The organism is Vibrio rhizosphaerae (assembly GCF_024347095.1).
Classification (GTDB): Bacteria; Pseudomonadota; Gammaproteobacteria; order Enterobacterales; family Vibrionaceae; genus Vibrio; species Vibrio rhizosphaerae.
This window is the reverse complement of the sequence record NZ_AP024903.1, coordinates 166,828-188,541: the sequence shown is the minus strand read 5'-3', so window position 1 is coordinate 188,541 and position 21,714 is coordinate 166,828. Positions and strand designations below refer to the sequence as shown.

Annotated in this window: 21 protein-coding genes; 9 read left to right on the top strand and 12 right to left on the bottom strand. The window is 37.0% G+C overall.

What is annotated here, in order from left to right; all coding sequences use genetic code 11:
• Position 1: 1 nt before the first annotated feature.
• The 9 genes from OCV37_RS00800 to rfbB all read right to left on the bottom strand — a co-directional run bounded on the left by OCV37_RS00800 (position 2) and on the right by rfbB (position 8,538).
• Positions 2-871: a glycosyltransferase gene (locus OCV37_RS00800; RefSeq protein ID WP_051680361.1), complete on the bottom strand. Its 870-nt coding sequence runs from the start codon at positions 869-871 to the stop codon at positions 2-4.
• A 23-nt stretch (positions 872-894) separates the two neighbouring features.
• A complete protein-coding gene (locus OCV37_RS00795; protein ID WP_038178856.1) occupies positions 895-1,824 on the bottom strand; it encodes a hypothetical protein in 930 nt (309 codons plus the stop codon).
• A complete protein-coding gene (locus tag OCV37_RS00790; protein ID WP_038178857.1) occupies positions 1,808-2,845 on the bottom strand; it encodes a sulfotransferase family protein in 1,038 nt (345 codons plus the stop codon). The genes OCV37_RS00795 and OCV37_RS00790 overlap by 17 nt, the downstream gene beginning before the upstream one ends.
• Before the next feature lie 72 nt (positions 2,846-2,917).
• Positions 2,918-4,261, bottom strand: a complete 1,344-nt coding sequence (locus tag OCV37_RS00785; RefSeq protein ID WP_038178859.1) for an ABC transporter ATP-binding protein — start codon at positions 4,259-4,261, stop codon at positions 2,918-2,920.
• A gap of 26 nt (positions 4,262-4,287) precedes the next feature.
• On the bottom strand, positions 4,288-5,106 hold the full coding sequence (locus OCV37_RS00780) for an ABC transporter permease (protein WP_038178861.1): 819 nt from the start codon (positions 5,104-5,106) through the stop codon (positions 4,288-4,290).
• A 28-nt stretch (positions 5,107-5,134) separates the two neighbouring features.
• Positions 5,135-5,698 carry a dTDP-4-dehydrorhamnose 3,5-epimerase gene (gene rfbC / locus OCV37_RS00775; protein WP_038178862.1) on the bottom strand — a complete coding sequence of 188 codons (564 nt, stop codon included), beginning with the start codon at positions 5,696-5,698 and terminating at the stop codon, positions 5,135-5,137.
• 6 nt (positions 5,699-5,704) lie between these two features.
• The gene (rfbD, locus tag OCV37_RS00770) at positions 5,705-6,583 is read right to left on the bottom strand and encodes a dTDP-4-dehydrorhamnose reductase (protein ID WP_038178864.1); all 879 of its coding nucleotides are present in this window, start codon (positions 6,581-6,583) and stop codon (positions 5,705-5,707) included.
• Positions 6,584-6,592: 9 nt separating this feature from the next.
• Entirely contained in the window at positions 6,593-7,468 is an 876-nt protein-coding gene (gene rfbA, locus OCV37_RS00765; protein ID WP_038178865.1) for a glucose-1-phosphate thymidylyltransferase RfbA, read from the bottom strand.
• Positions 7,469-7,470: 2 nt separating this feature from the next.
• Positions 7,471-8,538, bottom strand: a complete 1,068-nt coding sequence (rfbB, locus tag OCV37_RS00760; RefSeq protein WP_038178866.1) for a dTDP-glucose 4,6-dehydratase — start codon at positions 8,536-8,538, stop codon at positions 7,471-7,473.
• A 243-nt stretch (positions 8,539-8,781) separates the two neighbouring features.
• Here rfbB and rfaD point away from each other — a divergent pair, with 243 nt between their 5' ends.
• From rfaD to waaA, 8 genes are all read left to right on the top strand, one after another.
• A complete protein-coding gene (gene rfaD, locus OCV37_RS00755) occupies positions 8,782-9,723 on the top strand; it encodes an ADP-glyceromanno-heptose 6-epimerase (RefSeq protein ID WP_038178867.1) in 942 nt (313 codons plus the stop codon).
• A gap of 81 nt (positions 9,724-9,804) precedes the next feature.
• Entirely contained in the window at positions 9,805-10,971 is a 1,167-nt protein-coding gene (locus OCV37_RS00750) for a nucleotide sugar dehydrogenase (RefSeq protein WP_038178868.1), read from the top strand.
• Between the two features lie 176 nt (positions 10,972-11,147).
• Positions 11,148-12,203: a glycosyltransferase gene (locus OCV37_RS00745; RefSeq protein ID WP_051680363.1), complete on the top strand. Its 1,056-nt coding sequence runs from the start codon at positions 11,148-11,150 to the stop codon at positions 12,201-12,203.
• A 78-nt stretch (positions 12,204-12,281) separates the two neighbouring features.
• Positions 12,282-13,313 (top strand): lipopolysaccharide heptosyltransferase II, encoded by a 1,032-nt coding sequence (waaF, locus tag OCV37_RS00740; RefSeq protein ID WP_038178951.1) that lies wholly within the window; start codon positions 12,282-12,284, stop codon positions 13,311-13,313.
• Positions 13,314-13,321: 8 nt separating this feature from the next.
• The gene (locus tag OCV37_RS00735) at positions 13,322-14,344 is read left to right on the top strand and encodes a glycosyltransferase family 9 protein (protein WP_038178870.1); all 1,023 of its coding nucleotides are present in this window, start codon (positions 13,322-13,324) and stop codon (positions 14,342-14,344) included.
• A 2-nt stretch (positions 14,345-14,346) separates the two neighbouring features.
• On the top strand, positions 14,347-15,570 hold the full coding sequence (locus OCV37_RS00730) for an O-antigen ligase family protein (protein ID WP_038178953.1): 1,224 nt from the start codon (positions 14,347-14,349) through the stop codon (positions 15,568-15,570).
• Between the two features lie 12 nt (positions 15,571-15,582).
• Positions 15,583-16,362, top strand: coding sequence for a glycosyltransferase family 32 protein (locus tag OCV37_RS00725; protein ID WP_038178872.1), 780 nt, complete (start codon positions 15,583-15,585; stop codon positions 16,360-16,362).
• 1 nt (position 16,363) lies between these two features.
• Positions 16,364-17,644, top strand: a complete 1,281-nt coding sequence (gene waaA / locus OCV37_RS00720; RefSeq protein ID WP_038178874.1) for a lipid IV(A) 3-deoxy-D-manno-octulosonic acid transferase — start codon at positions 16,364-16,366, stop codon at positions 17,642-17,644.
• Here waaA and OCV37_RS00715 read toward each other — a convergent pair.
• The 3 genes from OCV37_RS00715 to OCV37_RS00705 all read right to left on the bottom strand — a co-directional run bounded on the left by OCV37_RS00715 (position 17,622) and on the right by OCV37_RS00705 (position 20,454).
• A complete protein-coding gene (locus tag OCV37_RS00715) occupies positions 17,622-18,602 on the bottom strand; it encodes a hypothetical protein (RefSeq protein ID WP_038178876.1) in 981 nt (326 codons plus the stop codon). The genes waaA and OCV37_RS00715 overlap by 23 nt on opposite strands.
• A 106-nt stretch (positions 18,603-18,708) precedes the next feature.
• Positions 18,709-19,749 carry a glycosyltransferase family 9 protein gene (locus tag OCV37_RS00710; RefSeq protein WP_038178955.1) on the bottom strand — a complete coding sequence of 347 codons (1,041 nt, stop codon included), beginning with the start codon at positions 19,747-19,749 and terminating at the stop codon, positions 18,709-18,711.
• Between the two features lie 3 nt (positions 19,750-19,752).
• Positions 19,753-20,454 (bottom strand): 3-deoxy-D-manno-octulosonic acid kinase, encoded by a 702-nt coding sequence (locus OCV37_RS00705; RefSeq protein WP_038178878.1) that lies wholly within the window; start codon positions 20,452-20,454, stop codon positions 19,753-19,755.
• A gap of 100 nt (positions 20,455-20,554) precedes the next feature.
• Between OCV37_RS00705 and OCV37_RS00700 the strand changes: the two genes are divergently transcribed.
• A complete protein-coding gene (locus OCV37_RS00700; RefSeq protein WP_038178880.1) occupies positions 20,555-21,607 on the top strand; it encodes a glycosyltransferase family 9 protein in 1,053 nt (350 codons plus the stop codon).
• The last annotated feature ends 107 nt before the right edge of the window (positions 21,608-21,714 follow it).

Here is a 21,714-nt window from a genome sequence, read left to right as displayed (position 1 = left end):
ATCAGTCTCTATCATATAATTTAATTAATATTTTTTTTAAAATACCAACTTCGTTAAAAATAAAATTTCTATTATTAATATTTATAATAGCGTTAAATATTTTTTTTTGTTTAACTATTTTTTTCATCATGACATGGAAAGAAAAAGGATTTGAAACAAATCGACAAACCTGATCAAACTTTGAAATCGCTCCTACAATATTACTACTATGTTGCCTATATCTCAGCATCGGCTTATCTATAAATAGATATTTACCTTCATATTTAGCAAATAATGAAATCCACCAATCATGCATTAGGATATCTTCTATATTTACTTTCGCTAAAGATTCTTTAACTACATTAGATAAAGCACAATTCATGCAAATAGTAGCACCTTGTACACAATTCCTATATAGGATTGAGTCATCTTGAAGAAAGTTATTACTAAATTTCTGTAATTGACATAGTGTATACCCCAAAGATTTATTATGTTCGTCAATCAATAAAGAATCAGAAAAGATCATACATGGCTCATCAGGATTGTTACATTCATCCATTCTCTCAAGATATAATTCAACTTTATTCTCTTCCCAAATATCATCTTGATCCGCTAAGAATAGCCAATCGTAATCATGTAGTTCAGAAATAGAATAAAGGAAATTTGAAACAACGCCTTTTCGAGTACCATGCCTATGTACAATATTATTAAATGAGTATTTCTCTGACAATTTTTTTATTATTTTCTCTATATAGTTTATATTAACAGCATCAATACTATCATCATAAATGTATATATTATCTACAGTAATTGATTGTCTTAGAATACTATCGAGTAAATTTTCAAAATACTGATTTGGATTATATGTACAAATTAGAACAGATATTTTCATAATAACACAATAAATAGATGAGTTTATTTTATATTTTTAATTATTTCTTTATATTCTATAACACACCCTATCTTATCTAATTCATATTCAACCTTCTCATATAGGCATGGATAATTAGTAGGGTTATCTCTAACTAATTCTTTTTTGATAAATTTAAAACCAGATTCAAAAAGTTCTAACCAAAGATGATGTGTAGGATTGACTTCTCTTATAAGAACATCTAAGTAATATTTGGTTTTCCTCAAAATTTTGGGAGTTCTTAAATTATCAAAAATTCTATTTTTGAATTTTATTGCCAGTTCATCTTTAGGGTAACATACATTACACTCTAAATTTTTCTTGCTAAAATAATCATACATTGATAATTCAAAGTTTTTTATAACTTTCGTCTTGTCATTTGTATAAATATCACCACGATCAAAGAAAAAACTTAAAAGTGCACTTCTACTTTTATTTGTTAGTTTAAAACCAAATAGATAACTTTGATAATGATATTTCAATTGATGACTATCAGTATTAGCCCAAAATTCGGCATTATCATTAATTTTTGAGGCGTCACCGAAGGGACCTATTATACTATCATTAATAAATAAAATATTACTTATAGAAGAAAAATATCCTTTTTCTATAATATAGATTAATCCAGCAGCATAAGAGCCGAAATCATAACCAAAGTTGTTTCTTTTTATCAGAATATCACAAGATTCTTTAAATTTAAAATCTCTTATAAGATTATTACTGCCTTCAAATATAGGGTGCACAAGGACAACTAAATAATTATTATCTTTTAGCCATTTATATATACGCTCATGATAAGAAATTTGTTCTTCTCTTGTTACATATATAGAAAAAATCGCTATTTTTTGACTTATAGAATCGTTAAAGGAAACAACTTCCTTATTTTCTAATTTACTATATGATTTTTCCTTTTTAACTTTATCTATCAAAATCATTTTCAGCAATCTCTCTACCTAATACTTTTGAAATAAATCTGACGAGCCGAAAAGTTCTTGAATTTTTAATAAGTTTATTTTCACTTGCAATTAAATCAGCTTTATTCTTTAGATTCTCATATTCTATTCTCAGATCATCAAACTTGGATACATCTTCTCTATAGTTCTCATTTGAATAATCAAAAAAAGGATAATATTCTTTATATGCGGAATTTAACTCACTTTCTTCTGTTTTCTTAATCAAATCAACTACTTTGTTATTATTATTTAGATGAGAGTAATAATCTAATAAGTATGATGGTATGAACTCAGATAATCCTTTCATATCCATATCATGATGTTTCAAATCTTTTGATAAAAAATGATTTGTATAATAGTTCAGGTCACTTTCATTTTTTATTAAATTAAATTTAACTTCTATATCATTTATAATCGCAAGTGGATTACTCATCAATAGTTCATAATCTACAAAGATAAAGTTATTTTCATTCTCTTCTTTTAAATAGAAAAATGGTGTTTTAACGTATTCTAACCATAAATGAAGGCTTTTCTCTTTGCTCATGAAATCTCTTTTTCTTAAAGATTCACTTACATTTATTGGATTTCTAACCGCAAAGACATAATATATTGAAGCATCAACTTGAGAAAGCGCAATATTCCAAAAACCAAATAACTTAGTTACTCGAGGATCTTTAAATCCAAACTTACCCGAAATACTTTTTGATATTTTTTCTTGTAATAATTCTACTGCTTTATCTAAATATCCGTGGTCTACGAGAGATTGTATATCAAGTTCTGTTATATTTTTCAAAGAATCCCAGCTACAGTCTAGAAAACTTAACATTTCCTCATTTAATTTATATATGTCAAGATCTTCCCAAAATCCTTTCTCATTAACACCTTCAAAAGCAGGCATAAGATTTTGACCAAGTTCAATATCAAAAACTTTAAGGGCTCTGGCAATAGCACTTGTACCACTTCTATGCATACCTAATATAACGAATATTTTATTATGACTCATTTATATCCTCGTCAAATAATGACAATATTACTTTTAATGTAAAAATATTTAATATACATTAATAATTACACATTAGATTTCTGTTATTGATTGTTGATAACTACATTCAACACCGAAATCAATAAAACATGTCTCTTTTTGCTCTTCAATAGGTAAAATTCTGAACATAAATGCATCTAACATTCTACTTAAAAATTCTTCGTCTTGGTAAAGAGTTCCTCTTACTCCAGAGTTCATGACATAAACACCAGAATTGAGACATGTCTTAAATTTAAATTCAACTTCATATACCTCTCCTTTCTGTAATACTTCTAATCCAGAATATGGTGAATGAGCACTAATGAAGCCACCTAACTCTGTACCATTTAATGTTTTAATTACCATTGAGAATCTAATATTTCTCACGGTTTCCAAAACCTGGACTGAATAACAATATCGGTATACTTTATTTCTAACTAAAACATTAACTCTAGTTCCATCATCTAAGGAAATATAGGGGTCAGTAATCATCAACCCTTTATGTTCATAGGCAATTGGTTCAGCCCTTAGACTTGGATCAAAATATTCTCCATCCTCACATACTACTTTTTGCTGTTCAGAAATATGGCTTTGAGGATTATTTTTAAAAGCATTAACTCCTTTATCTCTTAACAATTGAATTAGAGTATTTCTTTTATCTTCAGGCGCATATAATATCTTTTGATAGCAGGAGATAACATCTTTTGGATTTCCATCCAGTAATAATTCGCCGTGTTCAAAAAATAAGGCCCGTTCACAGAGTGACATTACAGTTTGAGGAGAGTGTGTAACAAATAGTACCGTCACACCTGACTGTCTTAAGGCATTAATTTTGGAATAACACTTATTTTGAAATGCCTCATCACCAACAGCTAATGCTTCATCAACAATAAGGATATCTGGATCAACATGAATGGCAGAAGCAAATGCTAAACGAACATACATGCCACTAGAATATGTTTTTACGGGTTGCTCAATAAAGTCCCCTATATCAGCAAAGTCTAGAATTTCATCTAATCGGCTATCAATTTCTTTCTTTTTCATTCCTTGTAAAGCACCAAAGAAATAGATATTTTCTCGCCCAGAGAACTCAGGATTGAAACCAGAACCCAACTCAAGTAAAGCTGATATTCTCCCATTGACCGTGACATTTCCCAAAGTCGGAGTCAATGTTCCACAAATAATTTGTAATAGGGTAGATTTACCTGCACCATTGGCTCCAACTAAAGCAATTGACTCCCCTCTAGATACTTCAAAATTTATATTCTTTAGAGCATGAAATTCTTTATATTTGCCATTTTTTTTTCGAATAAAATTTTCTAGTAATCGATCTATTGGATTCTTATATATATGAAATAATTTTGATATAAAATCAACTTTAATAATTGTATTATTCATCGACATCTCCACATAAATTATCTATCTTATAGAATATCTGAGAAACCTTTTCTAACTTTCATAAAGAAGTTATAACCACCCCAAAATATAATTAATGCGGCAATTGTATAGATGAATAATAATTTAAAGTCAGGAGACATACCATAGACTAGTATACGTCTAAAATCATTAATAATTTGAGTTATTGGATTAATATATAATAAAGGCTTTAATTGATTGGGTATATTATCTATTGAAAAAAACACAGTACTAGTAAATAATAGAAAAGTTACGACTGTCCCTATCAATTGTTCAACATCTTTAATATATGCACTTAAAGCTGAAATAAACCAAGATACTCCCATAAATAAAATAGCCATGGGTATAAATACGACAGGGAGAAATAAAATAGTCCATTGAATAGTTCCACCACTTATAAGAAAAAAACCTATAAGTACTAACATACTAATCAACATATGGAATAAACTTGACATGAGTACTACCCAAGGCAATACTTCGATTGGAAATACAACTTTTTTGACTAGATTACTATTTCTAGAAATAATTCCTGATGATTTACTGATAATATCAGAAGCTAAAGCATGAACAACTAATCCGGCAAACAACATTACAGCATAATCAGCTGTTGAGTCACCAACATTGGGCCAACGAGCTTTAAAAACAAATCTAAAGAAAAATGTATAAAGACCTAACATTAAAAGAGGATTGAAAAAACTCCACATAATTCCAAGTATAGATCCTCGATAACGTGATATAATATCTTTTTTAGTCAAGCTTTGAATGATATATCTATGGTTAATCAATATAGAAAATGGCTTATAGAAGCTACAAAATAAGTTACTCATATTTTTGTCACCTAAAGAATAGCATCTATTAATTTTTAAATAATAATGGTGAGTCAGACAACTTTAAACCATGTTTATCTTTTGCTGATAAACACAATGATAAGTGCTCATCATCTATAGGCCATTTAATATTTATATCCGAATCATTCCATACAATAGAGTGCTCAGCTTTAGGGTTATAATAGTCAGTACATTTATAAACAAACTCAGCCTCATCACTAGTGACTAAAAAACCGTGCGCAAATCCTTCAGGTACCCAAAGTTGGCGCTTATTTTCTGCAGATAAATAAACACCCACCCACTTTCCAAAGGTTTGTGATTCTTTACGAATATCAACAGCAACATCAAAAACTTCACCAGAAATCACTCTCACTAACTTGCCTTGTGTATTTTCTGTTTGATAATGAAGTCCTCGTAAGATCCCCTTCTTTGATTTGGAGTGGTTATCCTGAACAAAGGTTGTCGGTTTACCTGTCACTAACTCTTCAAATTTTTTCTGTTGCCACGTTTCCATAAAGAAGCCACGTTCGTCACCAAAAACTGCTGGCTCAATAATTTTTACATCAGGAATTTCAGTTTCTATTACTTTCATCGCTATTTACAACTTATAATTTTCTAAATTAATTAATGCTCTCTGCCAGTCACTGGCAGAAATACCAAATTCTTGTTTAATCTTCTCTGTTGACAGTCTTGAGTTAGCAGGACGTTTTGCTGGAGTGGGGTATTGCTCGGTGGAAATAGGACTTAATTGAGGCTTTTTCGATAATAGTTGCTTATCTAAAGCTACGTCAAAAATTGTTTTAGCAAAATCAAACCAACTCACATGAGGTAAACCAGAGAAATGATAAATACCATATTGAATCGGTTGTTTATCATGAATTAAGAATGCGATTTTTATTAATACAGAAGCAATATCGCCAGCATAAGTAGGTCCACCATACTGGTCAGAGACGATTCCCAAGCTATCTCTCTTCTCCCCCAGCTTTAGCATTGTCTTCACAAAATTATTGCCGTGCTCCCCAAATACCCATGCAGTTCTTAAAATGATATATTTTTCACATATATCAGAAACAGCGATTTCTCCAGCTAACTTACTCTCACCATAAATCCCTTGTGGAGAAGTGACATCGGTTTCTTTATATTCACCATCAAACTCCCCAGAGAAAACATAGTCAGTAGAAATATGCAGGATAGCAGCCCCAATCTCATTCGCGGCTTGCGCTAAATATTTCGGTCCATCACGATTAATTCGATAAGATAATTCGACTTCTTCTTCTGCTTTGTCAACTGCAGTATAAGCCGCTGCATTAATAATGATATGAGGTTGAAATTTTCTTACTATATTGAAAACAGCACCTTGATCAGTAATATCAAGGTGATCTCGATCAACGGCTAAGCATTCAACTGTCGTATCTGATAGCTGCTGAACGATACAATGCCCAACCTGCCCATTACAACCGGTAACCAATATTTTCATCTTATGAGCCTACTTCTTAGATTCATTGATTAATTTAACCAGATAACGTCCATATTCATTTTTTAACATGGGCTGGGCAAGGGATAGCACCTCATCATTGGTTAGCCAACCACTACGCCACGCAATTTCTTCTAGACAGGCAACTTTTAGCCCTTGAACATGTTCAATTGTTTGGACAAAAGATGATGCTTCATGGAGACTTTCATGCGTGCCTGTATCCAACCATGCAAACCCTCTTCCTAATAGCTCGACATTGAGAGAACCATCCTCAAGATACATTTGGTTAATACTTGTAATTTCTAGTTCACCTCTTTCAGATGGCACGACCTGCTTCGCAAAATCTACGACGCGATTATCATAAAAATAAAGCCCCGTAACCGCATAATCTGACTTAGGATGCAGAGGTTTTTCTTCAATGGATAACGCCCTCATATTATGGTCAAATTCTACAACACCAAAACGCTCCGGATCTTTAACCTGATAGCCAAAGACAGTCGCCCCCGAGCTTCTTTCCGCTGCACGTTTTAGCATCCCGGTAAAATGCTGACCATAAAAGATATTATCACCTAAAACTAAGCATACTGAGTCGTCTCCAATGAATTGCTCCCCAATAAGAAATGCTTGAGCAAGTCCATCTGGACTTTTCTGAATGGCATACTCAATATGAATTCCAAACGCAGAGCCATCACCTAAGAGACGACAAAAGCCTTCATTATCTTCAGGCGTCGTAATGACCAAGATATCTCGAATCCCTGCCAACATCAGTGTTGATATTGGATAGAACACCATCGGTTTGTCATAAATAGGCACCAACTGCTTAGAAACCCCCCGGGTCAGAGGGTATAGACGTGTACCTGAGCCACCAGCTAATACAATTCCTTTCATTTTTATCCCTGAGCTCCTAAACGTTCCAATGAATAAGAGCCGTCAAGCACTCGATTCCACCACTTTTGATTCGATAAATACCACTCAACCGTTTTGCGGATACCTGATTCAAAAGTTTCCTCAGGCTTCCAACCAAGATCGTGTGCAATTTTTGTTGCATCAATCGCGTATCTAACATCATGTCCTGGACGGTCTTTTACGTAAGTAATCAAATTTTCGTACTTATCAACACCTTCTGGCTTATTTGGAGCAAGCTCTTCCAGCAGACCACATATGGTTTTCACAACCTCAATATTAGCTTTTTCATTATGTCCGCCAATATTATAGGTTTCCCCCACAGTGCCTTCAGTCACAACTTTATAAAGAGCTCTTGCATGATCTTCGACAAACAACCAATCACGAATCTGCATACCGTCACCGTAAACAGGTAGCTCTTTCCCGTCCAGCGCGTTCAGAATCATCAGCGGGATCAGTTTTTCCGGAAAATGATACGGGCCATAATTGTTAGAGCAGTTGGTTACAATCGTAGGGAAGCCATAAGTTCTTAACCATGCTCGAACTAAGTGATCGCTCGATGCCTTAGAAGCTGAATAAGGACTAGATGGTGCATATGGTGTCATCTCCGTGAATAAATCATGAGTTCCTTCTAAATCACCATAGACTTCATCTGTTGAAATATGATGGAAACGGAATGACTCTTTTCTTTCTTCGCTAAGCTGATTCCAATAATTACGGGCAGCTTCAAGCAATGTATATGTGCCAACGATATTCGTCTCAATGAATGCAGCCGGCCCATCGATTGAACGATCTACGTGACTCTCTGCTGCTAAATGCATTACCGCATCAGGTTGATGAACCTTAAAGACACACTCAAGCGCCAAACGATCACAAATATCTACTTGCTCAAATGAATAACGTGAGCTTGTTGACACTTTATCAGGTAACGATTCTAAGTTGCCTGCATAAGTTAGTTTATCAACATTAACCACGTCATCCGTTGTATTTTCAACAATATGTCGAACAACTGCGGAGCCAATGAACCCTGCGCCACCAGTAACCAAAATTTTCATTTAATAACTTCCTAATTAACTGCATTAGCATTCAATTTACAATAATTCTAGGGACGCTACCGCCCTTGGGTAAAGCTCCCAAATGCTTATCTACCGAGGAATAAAACTGGGTGAATGATACATGAATCTTTAACTTGAGGCGAGGTTAACCCATGCTTAACCCTGATTTTGTGATTACATCAGCATGTCAACTCGCTATAATGGGCGACAATTATACATATACATATCTTCACAGGAAAACCTATGATCATCGTAACCGGCGGTGCTGGCATGATTGGCAGCAATATCGTAAAAGCCCTGAATGACCAAGGAGTTGACGATATCCTTGTCGTTGACCATCTCGAGAACGGCAAAAAATTCAAAAACCTTGTTGACCTGAGCATAGCAGACTACATGGATCGTGATGACTTTTTAGCGCAGATCATGGCTGGCGATGATTTCGGTCCGATTGAAGCCATCTTTCACGAAGGTGCATGTTCGGCAACAACCGAGTGGGACGGTAAATACATGATGCTCAATAACTATGAGTATTCAAAAGAGCTGCTCCATTACTGTTTAGATAGAGAAATCCCCTTTCTCTATGCTTCATCTGCTGCCACTTATGGAGAAACAAAGACGTTCATCGAATCCCCTGAATATGAAGGCGCGCTGAATGTCTATGGCTATTCCAAGCAGCAATTCGATAACTACGTTCGACGTCTCTGGAAAGATGCTGAAGAAAATGGCGAGAAACTGTCACAAATTACCGGATTTCGCTACTTCAATGTTTACGGCCCTCGCGAGGATCATAAAGGTTCAATGGCATCTGTCGCTTTCCACCTCAACAATCAGATGAAAGCAGGTGAAAACCCGAAACTATTTGAGGGAAGTAATCACTTTATCCGCGATTTTGTGTATGTCGGTGATGTATGTCAGGTGAATCTATGGTTCTGGGAACAGGGCATTTCCGGAATTTTCAACTGTGGTACAGGGAAAGCAGAATCATTTGAAGAAGTTGCAAAAGCCGTGATTAAGCATCATGGTCGTGGCGTCGTTGAAACGATTCCGTTTCCTGAGCACCTGAAAGGTGCTTATCAGGAGTTTACGCAAGCTGATCTGACCAAGCTAAGAGCAGCAGGATGTGACATTGTGTTCAAAACTGTTGCTGAAGGTGTCTCAGAATATTTACACATCATCAATCAGTAGCATTTAATCGTTCCCAATCGTAAAGAGACTGTATCATAATGAGTGTCTCATTTTTAATACGTTGTTAGGTTGGGAGTCGTTATGAAAATTGCTGTTGCAGGGACTGGGTATGTCGGGTTGTCGAATGCAATCCTACTTGCCCAGAATCATACCGTTGTGGCATTAGATGTGATTGAGGAAAAAGTCGCGTTACTCAATGATCGAAAATCACCCATTATCGATCAAGAAATCGAAACATTTTTATCATCAAAGGCGTTGGATTTTAAAGCGACCTTAAATAAAGAAGAAGCCTATCGTGATGCTAGTTTTGTCATCATCGCCACACCGACAGATTACGATCCACAAACCAATTATTTTAACACTACGACCGTTGAAGCTGTCATTCAGGATGTAGTTGCAATCAACCCTGAAGCCACCATGATTATCAAGTCCACGGTTCCTGTCGGCTATACTGAACGAGTCAAACAACGCTTCAGTTGCCAAAACATTATTTTCTCCCCCGAGTTTCTCCGTGAAGGGAAAGCACTTCACGATAACCTTTATCCGTCGCGGATCATTGTCGGAGAACAAAGTGATCGAGCAAGGACTTTCGCGAATTTGCTTGTGGAAGGCGCACAAAAAGAAGATATTCAGGTGCTCTTTACCAACGCTACAGAAGCCGAAGCGGTCAAACTCTTCTCCAATACTTATCTGGCCATGCGGGTCGCTTACTTTAACGAACTGGATTCTTATGCTGAGGCTCATGGCCTGAACACCCGCCAGATTATTGAAGGGGTTTGTCTTGATCCTCGTATTGGCCATCATTATAACAATCCATCTTTCGGTTATGGGGGTTATTGTCTGCCAAAAGACACCAAGCAGCTTCTGGCCAACTACGATAAGGTTCCAAATAATATTATCGCCGCCATTGTTGACGCCAACAGAACCCGTAAAGACTTCATTGCAGAGAGTATTCTGAAAAGGAATCCCCAAACTGTCGGCATTTATCGGTTGATTATGAAATCCGGTTCGGATAATTTCCGGGCATCATCAGTCCAGGGAATTATGAAACGTCTGAAAGCAAAAGGGCTAGAAATCGTCATTTATGAACCCGCGATGAAAGAAGAGCAGTTTTTTAACTCTCGAGTAATGCGTGACCTGGATGAGTTTAAGCAAATGGCTGATATCATTATTTCAAATCGTATGTCAGATGAACTGTCAGAAGTCGCAAACAAAGTTTATACCCGAGATCTTTTCGGTTCCGACTAATCAAACCTTACAAAAAGAGTTCCGATAAAACATTCAGAACTCTTTTTTCTCAATCAATTAACCTGTTTTCTCCGAATGTTGTAGAATGTATATATCACTTTTATCAATAGGAGAGGATAGTGAGACATCCCGTAATATTACATATATGCCTGTCAAAAGGATGGGGAGGTCTGGAAATGTACCCGATCAGAATGGGTCAACAGTTCCTCTCTGCAGGCTATCAAGTATTCGGTTTGTGTCTGACTGGTACCCAAGTTGAATCAGGGATGCAAGAAACACAATTCTCTCTGTATACGGCAAGAAGTAAATCTCAGCTCATTACCGTCAAATTATATGCTCTCATTCAGTGGGTAAAACAACATCAGATTAATGTTATTCACTGTCATAAATCTGGTGATCTATTAATTGCAGCTCTGATTAAACAATTTGTTCCCGTAAAAGTTATATTCACCGAACACATGGGTGTCACAAGAAGTAAAAAAGATGCTTTCCATCGATGGGTTTACCGACATGTTGATCAAGTTTTGTCTATTAGTGATGAAACATACCAGAGAAATCTCAACGCGCTTCCTGTCGCACCCGAAAGAATCTCGCGCTTGTGGCTGGGAACAGAAATCCCAGACAAAACAGAATTGCTGCCCAATGAAATTGCAGCCATAAAACACTCACTTTCACTCCCGGAAAAGGATTTTGTGATCGGTACGATTGGTCGAATCAGCCCCGGAAAAGGACAGATAGAACTGGTGAAAGCTTTTGCTCGTGTGCAGCAAAGTCTTCCTCATAGTAAATTGGTTATCGTCGGGGGATTAGAAGCCTCACAAGGATGCGATTTAGCTTATCTTTCTCAAGTCAAAGAAATCATTCAATCCCTAGATTTAATCAACCATGTTATCTTCACCGGATTTCGTCAGGACACCCAGCAACTGCTATCTATCATGGATATTGTATGTCTGCCCTATGCCAATGAGGCATTCGGCTTAACCGCAATAGAAACAATGGCAGCTCAGCGCCCCATCGTGGCGGCAAATACCGGTGCACTCCCGGAACTATTGGAAAATTATGCGCAGTATTGTTCCCCAACCAGTGACCAATCCATTGCACAAGCCATTCTGAACAGCTATGAACATTATGATGAAGCAAAAAATAACGCGATATCAGCCAGAATAAGAGCATGTAAAGAGTTTTCAATACAGACACATACTCAAAATCTGCTACATTACTATCAGGAATAATCGAGAGCATCTTACGATACCATCGCACTGATGGTACTATGCCTTCTAATTTAGATGAGCCGTTCTAAAATCATGCAAATGAAAATCCTGATCATCGGCCCCTCATGGGTTGGAGATATGGTGATGTCTCAGAGTTTATATCGTGAACTCAAAAGCCGTCACCCAAACGCAACAATTGATGTTCTGGCACCAGCCTGGTGTGGTCCGATCCTGGAACGTATGCCTGAAGTTGATCAGGCCATCAAGATGCCGATCGGTCATGGCGATTTTAGTCTAGCTAAGCGGTGGAAAATAGGCCGCCAGTTAGCCGCCAGTCGTTACACACATGCTTTTATTCTTCCTAATTCAGCTAAATCAGCCTTAATCCCACTATTTGCTGGAATTCCGGTCCGTACAGGATGGAAAGGTGAAATGCGCTATGGTCTGTTGAACGATCTGAGACCAGACAGAAAAGTCTTTCAATATATGGTGGAACGCTACGTGGCCTTAGCGGCCCCCAAAAGCACCATGATCGACGAAGTATCACTGGAGAAATGCCTAAAACCGAGACTCAACGTTGATTCAAACCAACAAGCACAATTACGACAACGGTTTTCGTTAACATCTGACCGTGAAGTCGTTGGTTTATGTCCCGGCGCAGAATTTGGCCCGTCCAAAAGATGGCCTGCTGATTACTATGCAGAGTTGGCATCATCCCTCATAAAAACAGGGAAACAGATCTGGCTATTTGGATCACAAAAAGATCAGGAAGTCACGCAACATATCCGCAACCAGCTCCCTCTGGAATGCCAGTCACACTGTTTTGATTTGGCTGGGCAAACGACATTAGTAGAGGTGGTCGATTTACTCGCCTGTTGCCATACTGTTGTCAGTAATGATTCAGGTCTGATGCATGTTGCCGCAGCGGTCAATTGTCATATCGTTGCCATCTACGGCTCAAGCTCACCTCAATACACGCCACCATTAGCGGACAATGTAATTACGTTAAATACTGATATAGAATGCAGGCCATGTTTTCAAAGAGAGTGCCCATACGGACATCTCAACTGCCTGAAGCAACTGACACCCGATCAAGTTATTCGTCAGATTAAACATCAACAACCCAAATAAGAATTGTAATGAAATATCAATGGTTTGAGCGTGGGGCTTTCGCAACAAAAAAAGCCAGAAAGTATTTAACGGAAGTCTTCTCTCCACTCAATATCAAGAAGATTGCCGTCATCAGACATGCAGCGCTCGGTGATCAGGTGATTGCCCGCCCTTTTCTGATCGAAGCAAGAAAATTCTTCCCCAATGCGCAGATCACACTCGTTGCGGTATCAAACTATCAATATGGCATGCCGGAAGATCTGGTTGACCGTGTTCATGTTATGCCAGGCAAAGATAAGAAACAACAAACGTCCGTGTTCGATAAAATCAAGAACATTAAAGATCTCGGGGAACAAGATATCATTTTTGACTTAGCCAGTACCAATCGTTCGCACTGGATGATGGCATTGAGTCAGGCCAAGCTGAAAATCGGATTTCCATACAAGCATTATCTTCGTGGTGTGTTGTACAATGTTTGTGTTCCGCGTTCAGATTTCCAGCCGGAAGTTGAATGTATGCTGGATATGTTAAAAATTCTGGGACATGCTCCGAGCTATCCTCTCAATTTTAATTATCCGGATCATCGAGTCGAACAAGATACAACTAAACCATTTATATTATTTTTTAACGGAGCCTCCCAGACCTCAAAAATTCTGAGTCAACCACAAATGAAAGAACTCATTGAACTCTCTTTAGCCAATCATCCTAATATCCAACATATTTTTCTTGAGGGTAAAAATACCTTTGAAAAAGGAGATTTTCTTGAAGATCTCAAACAATACCCTAATTTTTCAATTCAGACTTGTCTGCCGTTAGAACAACTGATCGAGCTTGTAGCAAAAGCCTCTCTAATGGTCAGTCCGGATACTGGGGTCAGGAATGTCGCAATTGCAACGCATACCCCAACTGTCGGGATTTTCTACTCAACAGTTCCTTTTCGGTATACACCACTATATGAGAAACACCATATTGTCATGAACGCTGATGGCAGTATACCGAGTCCACAAAAAATATATCAAACAATTAAAAGTGAAGTTTCCTCATGGTTGTAGCGATGGAAAATACATATTACAGAAGAATATTTAATGGTTGTCTATTTTTAGTCCCGGCATTGTTGCTATGTACTAAAAATTTCAGTATCGGTGCTATCTTAATTTTACTATTAACTGCAACATGGTATTTAATTAAAGAGAAACGCAACTATACCCTAGATAAAATAGACTGGATGGTTATTATTATACTTTCGGCTTATTTTATAGCCAATATTCCTATTTATCTGTCTGATATGGAAACAACCAGATACTTTAAAGGGGCTTCTCGTTATCTATTCATCATCCCGATCTATTTTTTCATTCGTCATATCGTTACAGAGACAACAACACCGAGAAAATATCTCGACTGGGGAATTGTTGTGGGTGCGGTTGGTACAATCGTTATTGCAATTTACCAATTTTATGTCAAAGGGATGCCCAGAGTTGACGGTTATTTATACAGCATTAATTTTGGGTATCTCTCTTGCTCTCTTGCCTTTCTGGCTTTGACGCTAGCCAATAGTAGCCATATCAAAAAAATATTATGGCTATCTTTCCTGCTTTGCTGCTTTGCAACTATACTGACATTAACCCGAGGTGCTATTTTTGCGATTCCTATTTTAATTATCTTTAGTGTAATTTTTCAATCCAAGCAAAATAAATGCAAAAACATATTCAAGACAATCTTAATTATGTTGGTATTTTTTTGGGGTATGTATGCTTATTCAGCTCAGTTTAAGGAAAGAATTAACTTTACTGTAACTGAGTTCCATCGAATTCTATCTGGTGATGTCGCCGACGCTGAGTCCTCAGGCGGACGGATTCAACTATGGTATGCAGCAACTCAGTCTTTTATCAAAAGCCCCTTGATAGGACAAACTTACGCTCAGAGAGAAGAAACGATTCGGCAACTCTACCAAGAAGGTAAAATTAGTGACTGGCCGATAAGTGTAAAAAGAGCTCATGCGCATAATCAATATTTCGAAATGTTAGCGAGCAATGGTGTACTTGGTATATTCGCTATTATTGCCTTAATTTTTACCCCTTTATGTTTCTTTTTAAAACACATAAGTAAATCTACACATGCATTGACTGGATTTGTTTTTGTCTTAGGATTTTCCATATTCTGCTTAACAGAAGTCCCCTTAGAGCAGAATCTAATCAGCAGCTTCTATGGATTTGTGCTTGCCGTACTAATTAATTTTACTCGAAATGATCTTGATAACATCCAAGATAGTGAAACATAGTGGGATAAGAGAATGAATTTAATAATTATCACCAATCGCTTGATTCGACTTATAGGGAATTTATTTAAATTATTCTCTTACCTTTTTCATGCCGTCTTACCAAAAGCTCGTTTTACTATACCAATCAACTCTCAGCCTAAGGTGAATTGGGGAAATACCAGTGCGATTCCAAGAATCATCTGGCAAACCAATTATTCGAATCGCAGCACCTTACCTGTTTATCTCAATTACTTATTTAATCGCCTGATGTCCCTCGATTATGAGTACCGATACGTCAGTACAGAAGCGCGCGAACAGTTCATGAGAGAACACGCCCCTGAACATGTGTATAAAGCATATCAAAAACTGACTGATGGGGCGGCTCAAGCCGATTTATGGCGGATAACAGTTTTGTACCAACAAGGTGGCATCTACATGGATATCGATGCGACCCTTGTCTGGCCGCTTCGTAAAATCTTACAAGGTGAGCAGGAAGCGCTCTATATTAAGTTTAAAAAAGGGAATACTGATTATACAAATTTCTTCCTGGCGACAATTCCCAATAATCGCGACTATCAAAAAATTATGGACACTATCGTTGATAATATTGAAAACTATGACGTTAAAAAAGGTGTTTATGGGACAACCGGGCCAGAAGTATTAAATCGCGTGCTACAAGGAAGAGATGTCCATGCACTAGGAAGAAACTATGTGTGTATTCAGGGGACTTTCACTAATGAACATTTTCAATACTTAGATAAACCTCGCGGTAAATGGACCCATCAAGATCCAAACGATTTAGTCAAAAAATAATATGAACAGCTTAATTAGACTCATTTATACTTTTGTTCTGGCAATAATTGCTCCTTTTTATCTTTTAAGTCTATTTAAGAAGAAAGAAGGGAAGCCTTGTGTTGGCTCTCGTTGGACGGAACATTTCGGCTTCACACCACCTTTATCTGCTCATAAAGATCAAGAAATCATCTGGATCCATGCTGTATCGGTTGGAGAAACTATTAGTGTCATTCCATTCATCAAACAGTTAAATATTGATTTTCCTGAAAAAAGAATAATTATTACAACCACAACACCAACTGGAGCGGAGCAAGCTCAGAAGATAAGTGGTATTGCAGAGCATCGGTATATGCCGCTGGATTTCCCTTTTGCTATCAGGGGATTCATTCGATCAATAAGACCAAGCCATTTAATTATTATGGAGACAGAGCTATGGCCTAATTTATTGTATATAGCAAAGAATAATCATATAAAAATATCCATCATTAATGCTCGATTATCTGAGAAGTCATACCACAATTATCTGAAAGTAAAACCATTGATCAATTTTTGCCTATATCACATTGATCAAATCTATTGTCAACATAGAGAAGATAGTGACCGGTTTCATCTTTTAGGCGCTCAAACCTCACAGTTGTCAGTAACGGGTTCTCTTAAGTATGATATTGAAATTTCAGAAGAAATAAAAAAACAATCTGCCGATTTACGCAATAAGATAGGGGCTAGAAGACCAGTATGGATAGCGGCTAGTACTCATATTGGAGAAGATGAATTAATCCTTGAGAATCATAAACAGATTCTAGAAGAGTTCCCAGATGCACTCCTCATCCTTGTACCCCGACATCCCGAAAGATTCAACTCTGTGTATGAACTCTGTGTAAAAGAAGGCTTAACAACTCAAAGGCGAACTCAAGAAGACACTCACGGTCAACCATATCAGGTATATCTAGGAGATACTATGGGGGAGATGCTCATCTTGATCGGAGCCGCAGATATCTGTGTTATGGGAGGAAGTTTCATTGGGAAAACAGTTGGCGGACATAATGTCTTAGAGCCAGCATCTCTCGGAATACCAACAATTACTGGCCCCAGCTATTACAACTTTCGTGATATTACCCTCACTTTACAACAGTCAGGAGCAGTCATCATTCTCACTCATGCGAATGAAATTTCTTCTAGCGTCCTGTCATTATTGACAAATCCTGAGCGAATGAGAACGATGTCATCACAAGCACGGAATTTGGTTATTGAGAATTCAGGTGCGCTAACAAAAACCATTAACATGCTATTTCATCCATAATATTTTTAACCCATCTCTCCAATGTGTACCGTTCGACAATATCCTTGTCGATCAACTCATATGGCTTATCAAAAAAGTCACGGGGAATATTATTCTCATCGCTAATAATCGCGATATTATTAGTGTTATATATATCATAGTGTTGAATATGCGGGTTTGTCGTCACTAACTTTCTCTGATAACCAATCGATTCATATATTCTAAATGATAACCCTGATTGATCACCTTGTAATACATCTAATATCCCTTTTGATTGACTAATACAATGAGCAAGATCTTCACCTAAAATAAGCTTATTTGTCGATTTAATTCGACTGTCTTTAATATATCTCATTTTCCGAGGATGATCACAATAAAATATAATATTAGAGTTCAACCAAGGATTAGCATCCAGAATATCAATGACATGATGATACCGCTCTTTTGTAAAACACATAATGGAAAATAAATCGTACTGACACTCATCATAATGAATGAGAGGATGCCAATCTGGATCCAGATAATTATTGATTTTTTTAAATTCAAACGCTTTACAGTCCACTTCGTCATAGCTAAATTTAAAGTCAAACATGTCAATGTTTTCAGCATTATCTGGCGATTTTCTCAAACTATCCCATAGCGTTACAACCAACAGATTTGTATTATCTTTTAATATATCCAAGTGTTTTCGGTTAAATATATTAGGCTCCATCATCATAATAACATCATATTTATCCCGGCCAATAAAAAATGCTTTTAGAATCTTATCTATCTGAGTATCAGTCTGTTTATGTTTATAGTTAACGCCTGATAATTTACTATATATTTTTGATATAATACGATGATAATTATCAATATATTTAAATTTTGACAAATCAGAATGGTCAAGATGAGTGACCTGATGACCTTGGCGAGATATTTCTTCAATTATGGGTGTCGCCAGTCCAGCCCAGTTAGGACAAATAAAAAGAATATTCATTAATATAGTCCAACCTTATTTACTATCATATTACATACACACCTGAATCCTAACTGAAATATATTACGTATAAGTAGGATACTAACTAATTTATAGTAGGTAAATTTTAAAATTGAGACAAGTCAATATCATTTATATTATCTCTTGATGTAAAAATTGACTGAGCTAAATCTGAATTTGGCCCCCAATTTATATAATTTTCCTCATCATTTCTATAAATAGCAATTTGTTTCTTACCCAAACCGGAAGCAATATGAACAATTGATGTATCTACAGTAATAATTAAGTCAGCATTATCTACTATAGCAATAGCATCATAGATTGACTCACTATCATCAAAATGAAAAATCCGTTTGTTATCATGGATATTCATTTGGTTAATCTCATCTCGAGTTCCAGGAGATGAAAGTAATACACATTGATAGTCAGGATATTTTACATTTACCTGTTCAATTATATTCCAAATATTTTCTTTATTTAATTTACGAGTACTGCCACTACCGAAAGGATTAAATACGATATATTTTTTAATATTGTGTGTAAAAATGAACCTCTCTATTTTAGCTAATGACGCTTCACTTAATGGTATAATATAAGGTTCTAGTGGTTCATCTATTCCAATACATTTAGCAATAAAATCAAATTTCAAAGCATAGTGTTTATCTTTTATATCATTAGATATGTTTTTATTAATTAACTTAACTTTTGAATCAAGACCAATATTAACCTTTGTTTGCAGACACCGATGTAAATAAATATCTTTCATTTTCATGTTTTGATTCAATGATACTGCAACATCAATTTTTCCTAGCTTTTGACAAGCGATCTTAATTTCAGAATAAGATGGTCTTTTTTTGAGATATACAAATTCATTAACACCAAATCCATCTTCAAACAAACACCTCATACTAGGACTTGTCATAACAATAATTCTTATATCAGGTCTGAATTTCTTTATTTTTCTGATAACACCAGATGAAACAATTGCATCACCAATTTTGGCATCGTTGCGAATAAATAAAATACTCTTAGTTTTTGTTAAATCAAACCCTGTCTCATTTTTTCTATCAAATAGAAATCGTCCTAATTTCTGACGAAGCAAATCTCTAAAAGACTGAAATTTGACAATAATAATATTTTTCTTCATAAATCATTCGCTATACGTTCGATACAAACAATCAAATGATGAAAGATTCCAACAAATACTTTGCTTCAGCTGCTCTTTCAAAAATGAGCGTTTTAAGCGCAATATATTATTCTCCTTCCAATCACCATCAGACTGAATCATACACTTATCAAAATCAATAATCCAAACCTGTTCCTGCTCATCAATCAAAATATTATGAATATTCAAGTCTGTATGATTGACTTGTGCGTCATGCATCTTACGAATCTCTTGTCCGATTTTCACATATATTTCATCACGCAATGCATTTTCCTGAAGAATGGTCACTAAATCCCGGGCATTCGGAATTTTTTCCGTGATTAAATCGGCTTGATAGCACACATTTTTTTTAACCGCTCTGGCGGCAATCGGACGCGGTACATTCACACCGGCGTTTCTCAGATGGTTTAAAATCTGAAATTCTTGATAACTTCTGGTCTTATCCCATTGACAAAAAAGGTAATGGTCCCGAACCAACTTACCAAATAACCCGCCTCGCCGGTAATGCCGTAATGCTCCCTGTACGTTATCAAGTTGGATAAACCATGTTGTCCCCCGGCCAGAAGCCTGGCCAACGATCCGCTCCTGCTGCTGCCAGAAACCAACATCAAAACATTGCTCCGGAGGCACTGATAACAGCGCCTCGTCATACCACACCCGTAATTTACCTTTTTTGAACGTTTTCACGGCTTATCCAATGATTAAAACTTCACTCAATCAGCATTTTACATTTTCTTCCGGGCTCTGCATAATTCCGGACAACTCTCATTGCTTTATAGTGATCATTATGGCGTTATTTGATTCCGCTCCCCGCTCGATATGTATCCTGCGTCTGTCAGCCATCGGTGATGTTTGCAATGCCGTTGCAGCGGTTCAAGCCATTCAACGCCAATGGCCTGAGACAAAAATCACTTGGATTACCGGTCAATTAGAAGCTCAGTTGCTCGATGGTCTCGACAATATCCGCCTCATTGTGTTTGATAAAAAACAGGGGTTCAAAGCCTATCGACAGCTCTGGACCACGCTGAAAGAAGAGCGGTTTGATGCCCTGCTCCATATGCAGTATGCATTCAGAGCCAGCATTGCCACACTGGGAATAAAAGCAACCTACAAACTAGGCTTCGATGCAACACGCAGTCAGGATTGTCAGACTTGGTTTACCAATCAGCACGTGCCCTCCCCGAAGAAACCACATGTGCTGGATGGCCTGCTGGCCTTTGCACAGCATATTGGTATTCAAGATATTACGCCAAAGTGGGCACTAACTTACTCTCATCAGGACCACCAGTGGGCAACGCAACAACTCAGTCAGGACAAACGGAATCTGGTCATCGTACCGGGAGCCAGTAAAGCTTATAAAAACTGGACGGCAGCAGGGTATGCTGAAGTGATGCAACATATTCATGCACAAGGCTGGCATATTATTCTGGCCGGTTCGCCTGCTGAGGTTGAACGTGACTTAGCCCAACAGATACTCAGCCTGATTGACTTTCCGGTCACCAATAAAGTTGGCGATAGTACATTGAAACAAATGCTGGCTTTACTCGATCACAGCGATCTCGTGATTGCGCCCGATACAGGTCCGACTCATATGGCCAATGCAATGGGCACACCGGTTATCGGACTATATGCCCACCATAACCCACAACGAACGGGTCCTTATTGCTATCAGAATTATGTCGTATCCGTCTATGAAGAGGCCATTCAAGCAGAAACCGGCAAAACCAGTGCCGAACTCAATTGGCGCACTCGTGTCAAAGATAAATCCGCAATGGGTCGCATTCAGGCAACACAAGTGATTCAAATGTTTGAAAAAGCGGTACAAGATTTTAATCTGTGAGTGCAAGGTTGTTAAAGCCAATCCCGCTTGAAGACAATTATTGATATCCTGTTATTATTTGACAGCAAACCTGCTGAAACAACAGCATCATCCAACGGAGAAAGACC

Bases quoted from the DNA above. Each gene is read 5' to 3' on its own strand.
- OCV37_RS00800 (WP_051680361.1), bottom strand. From the start codon at position 871: ATGAAAATATCTGTTCTAATTTGTACATATAATCCAAATCAGTATTTT.
- OCV37_RS00795 (WP_038178856.1), bottom strand. From the start codon at position 1,824: ATGATTTTGATAGATAAAGTTAAAAAGGAAAAATCATATAGTAAATTA.
- OCV37_RS00790 (WP_038178857.1), bottom strand. From the start codon at position 2,845: ATGAGTCATAATAAAATATTCGTTATATTAGGTATGCATAGAAGTGGT.
- OCV37_RS00785 (WP_038178859.1), bottom strand. From the start codon at position 4,261: ATGAATAATACAATTATTAAAGTTGATTTTATATCAAAATTATTTCAT.
- OCV37_RS00780 (WP_038178861.1), bottom strand. From the start codon at position 5,106: ATGAGTAACTTATTTTGTAGCTTCTATAAGCCATTTTCTATATTGATT.
- rfbC (WP_038178862.1), bottom strand. From the start codon at position 5,698: ATGAAAGTAATAGAAACTGAAATTCCTGATGTAAAAATTATTGAGCCA.
- rfbD (WP_038178864.1), bottom strand. From the start codon at position 6,583: ATGAAAATATTGGTTACCGGTTGTAATGGGCAGGTTGGGCATTGTATC.
- rfbA (WP_038178865.1), bottom strand. From the start codon at position 7,468: ATGAAAGGAATTGTATTAGCTGGTGGCTCAGGTACACGTCTATACCCT.
- rfbB (WP_038178866.1), bottom strand. From the start codon at position 8,538: ATGAAAATTTTGGTTACTGGTGGCGCAGGGTTCATTGGCTCCGCAGTT.
- rfaD (WP_038178867.1), top strand. From the start codon at position 8,782: ATGATCATCGTAACCGGCGGTGCTGGCATGATTGGCAGCAATATCGTA.
- OCV37_RS00750 (WP_038178868.1), top strand. From the start codon at position 9,805: ATGAAAATTGCTGTTGCAGGGACTGGGTATGTCGGGTTGTCGAATGCA.
- OCV37_RS00745 (WP_051680363.1), top strand. From the start codon at position 11,148: ATGTACCCGATCAGAATGGGTCAACAGTTCCTCTCTGCAGGCTATCAA.
- waaF (WP_038178951.1), top strand. From the start codon at position 12,282: ATGAAAATCCTGATCATCGGCCCCTCATGGGTTGGAGATATGGTGATG.
- OCV37_RS00735 (WP_038178870.1), top strand. From the start codon at position 13,322: ATGAAATATCAATGGTTTGAGCGTGGGGCTTTCGCAACAAAAAAAGCC.
- OCV37_RS00730 (WP_038178953.1), top strand. From the start codon at position 14,347: ATGGAAAATACATATTACAGAAGAATATTTAATGGTTGTCTATTTTTA.
- OCV37_RS00725 (WP_038178872.1), top strand. From the start codon at position 15,583: ATGAATTTAATAATTATCACCAATCGCTTGATTCGACTTATAGGGAAT.
- waaA (WP_038178874.1), top strand. From the start codon at position 16,364: ATGAACAGCTTAATTAGACTCATTTATACTTTTGTTCTGGCAATAATT.
- OCV37_RS00715 (WP_038178876.1), bottom strand. From the start codon at position 18,602: ATGAATATTCTTTTTATTTGTCCTAACTGGGCTGGACTGGCGACACCC.
- OCV37_RS00710 (WP_038178955.1), bottom strand. From the start codon at position 19,749: ATGAAGAAAAATATTATTATTGTCAAATTTCAGTCTTTTAGAGATTTG.
- OCV37_RS00700 (WP_038178880.1), top strand. From the start codon at position 20,555: ATGGCGTTATTTGATTCCGCTCCCCGCTCGATATGTATCCTGCGTCTG.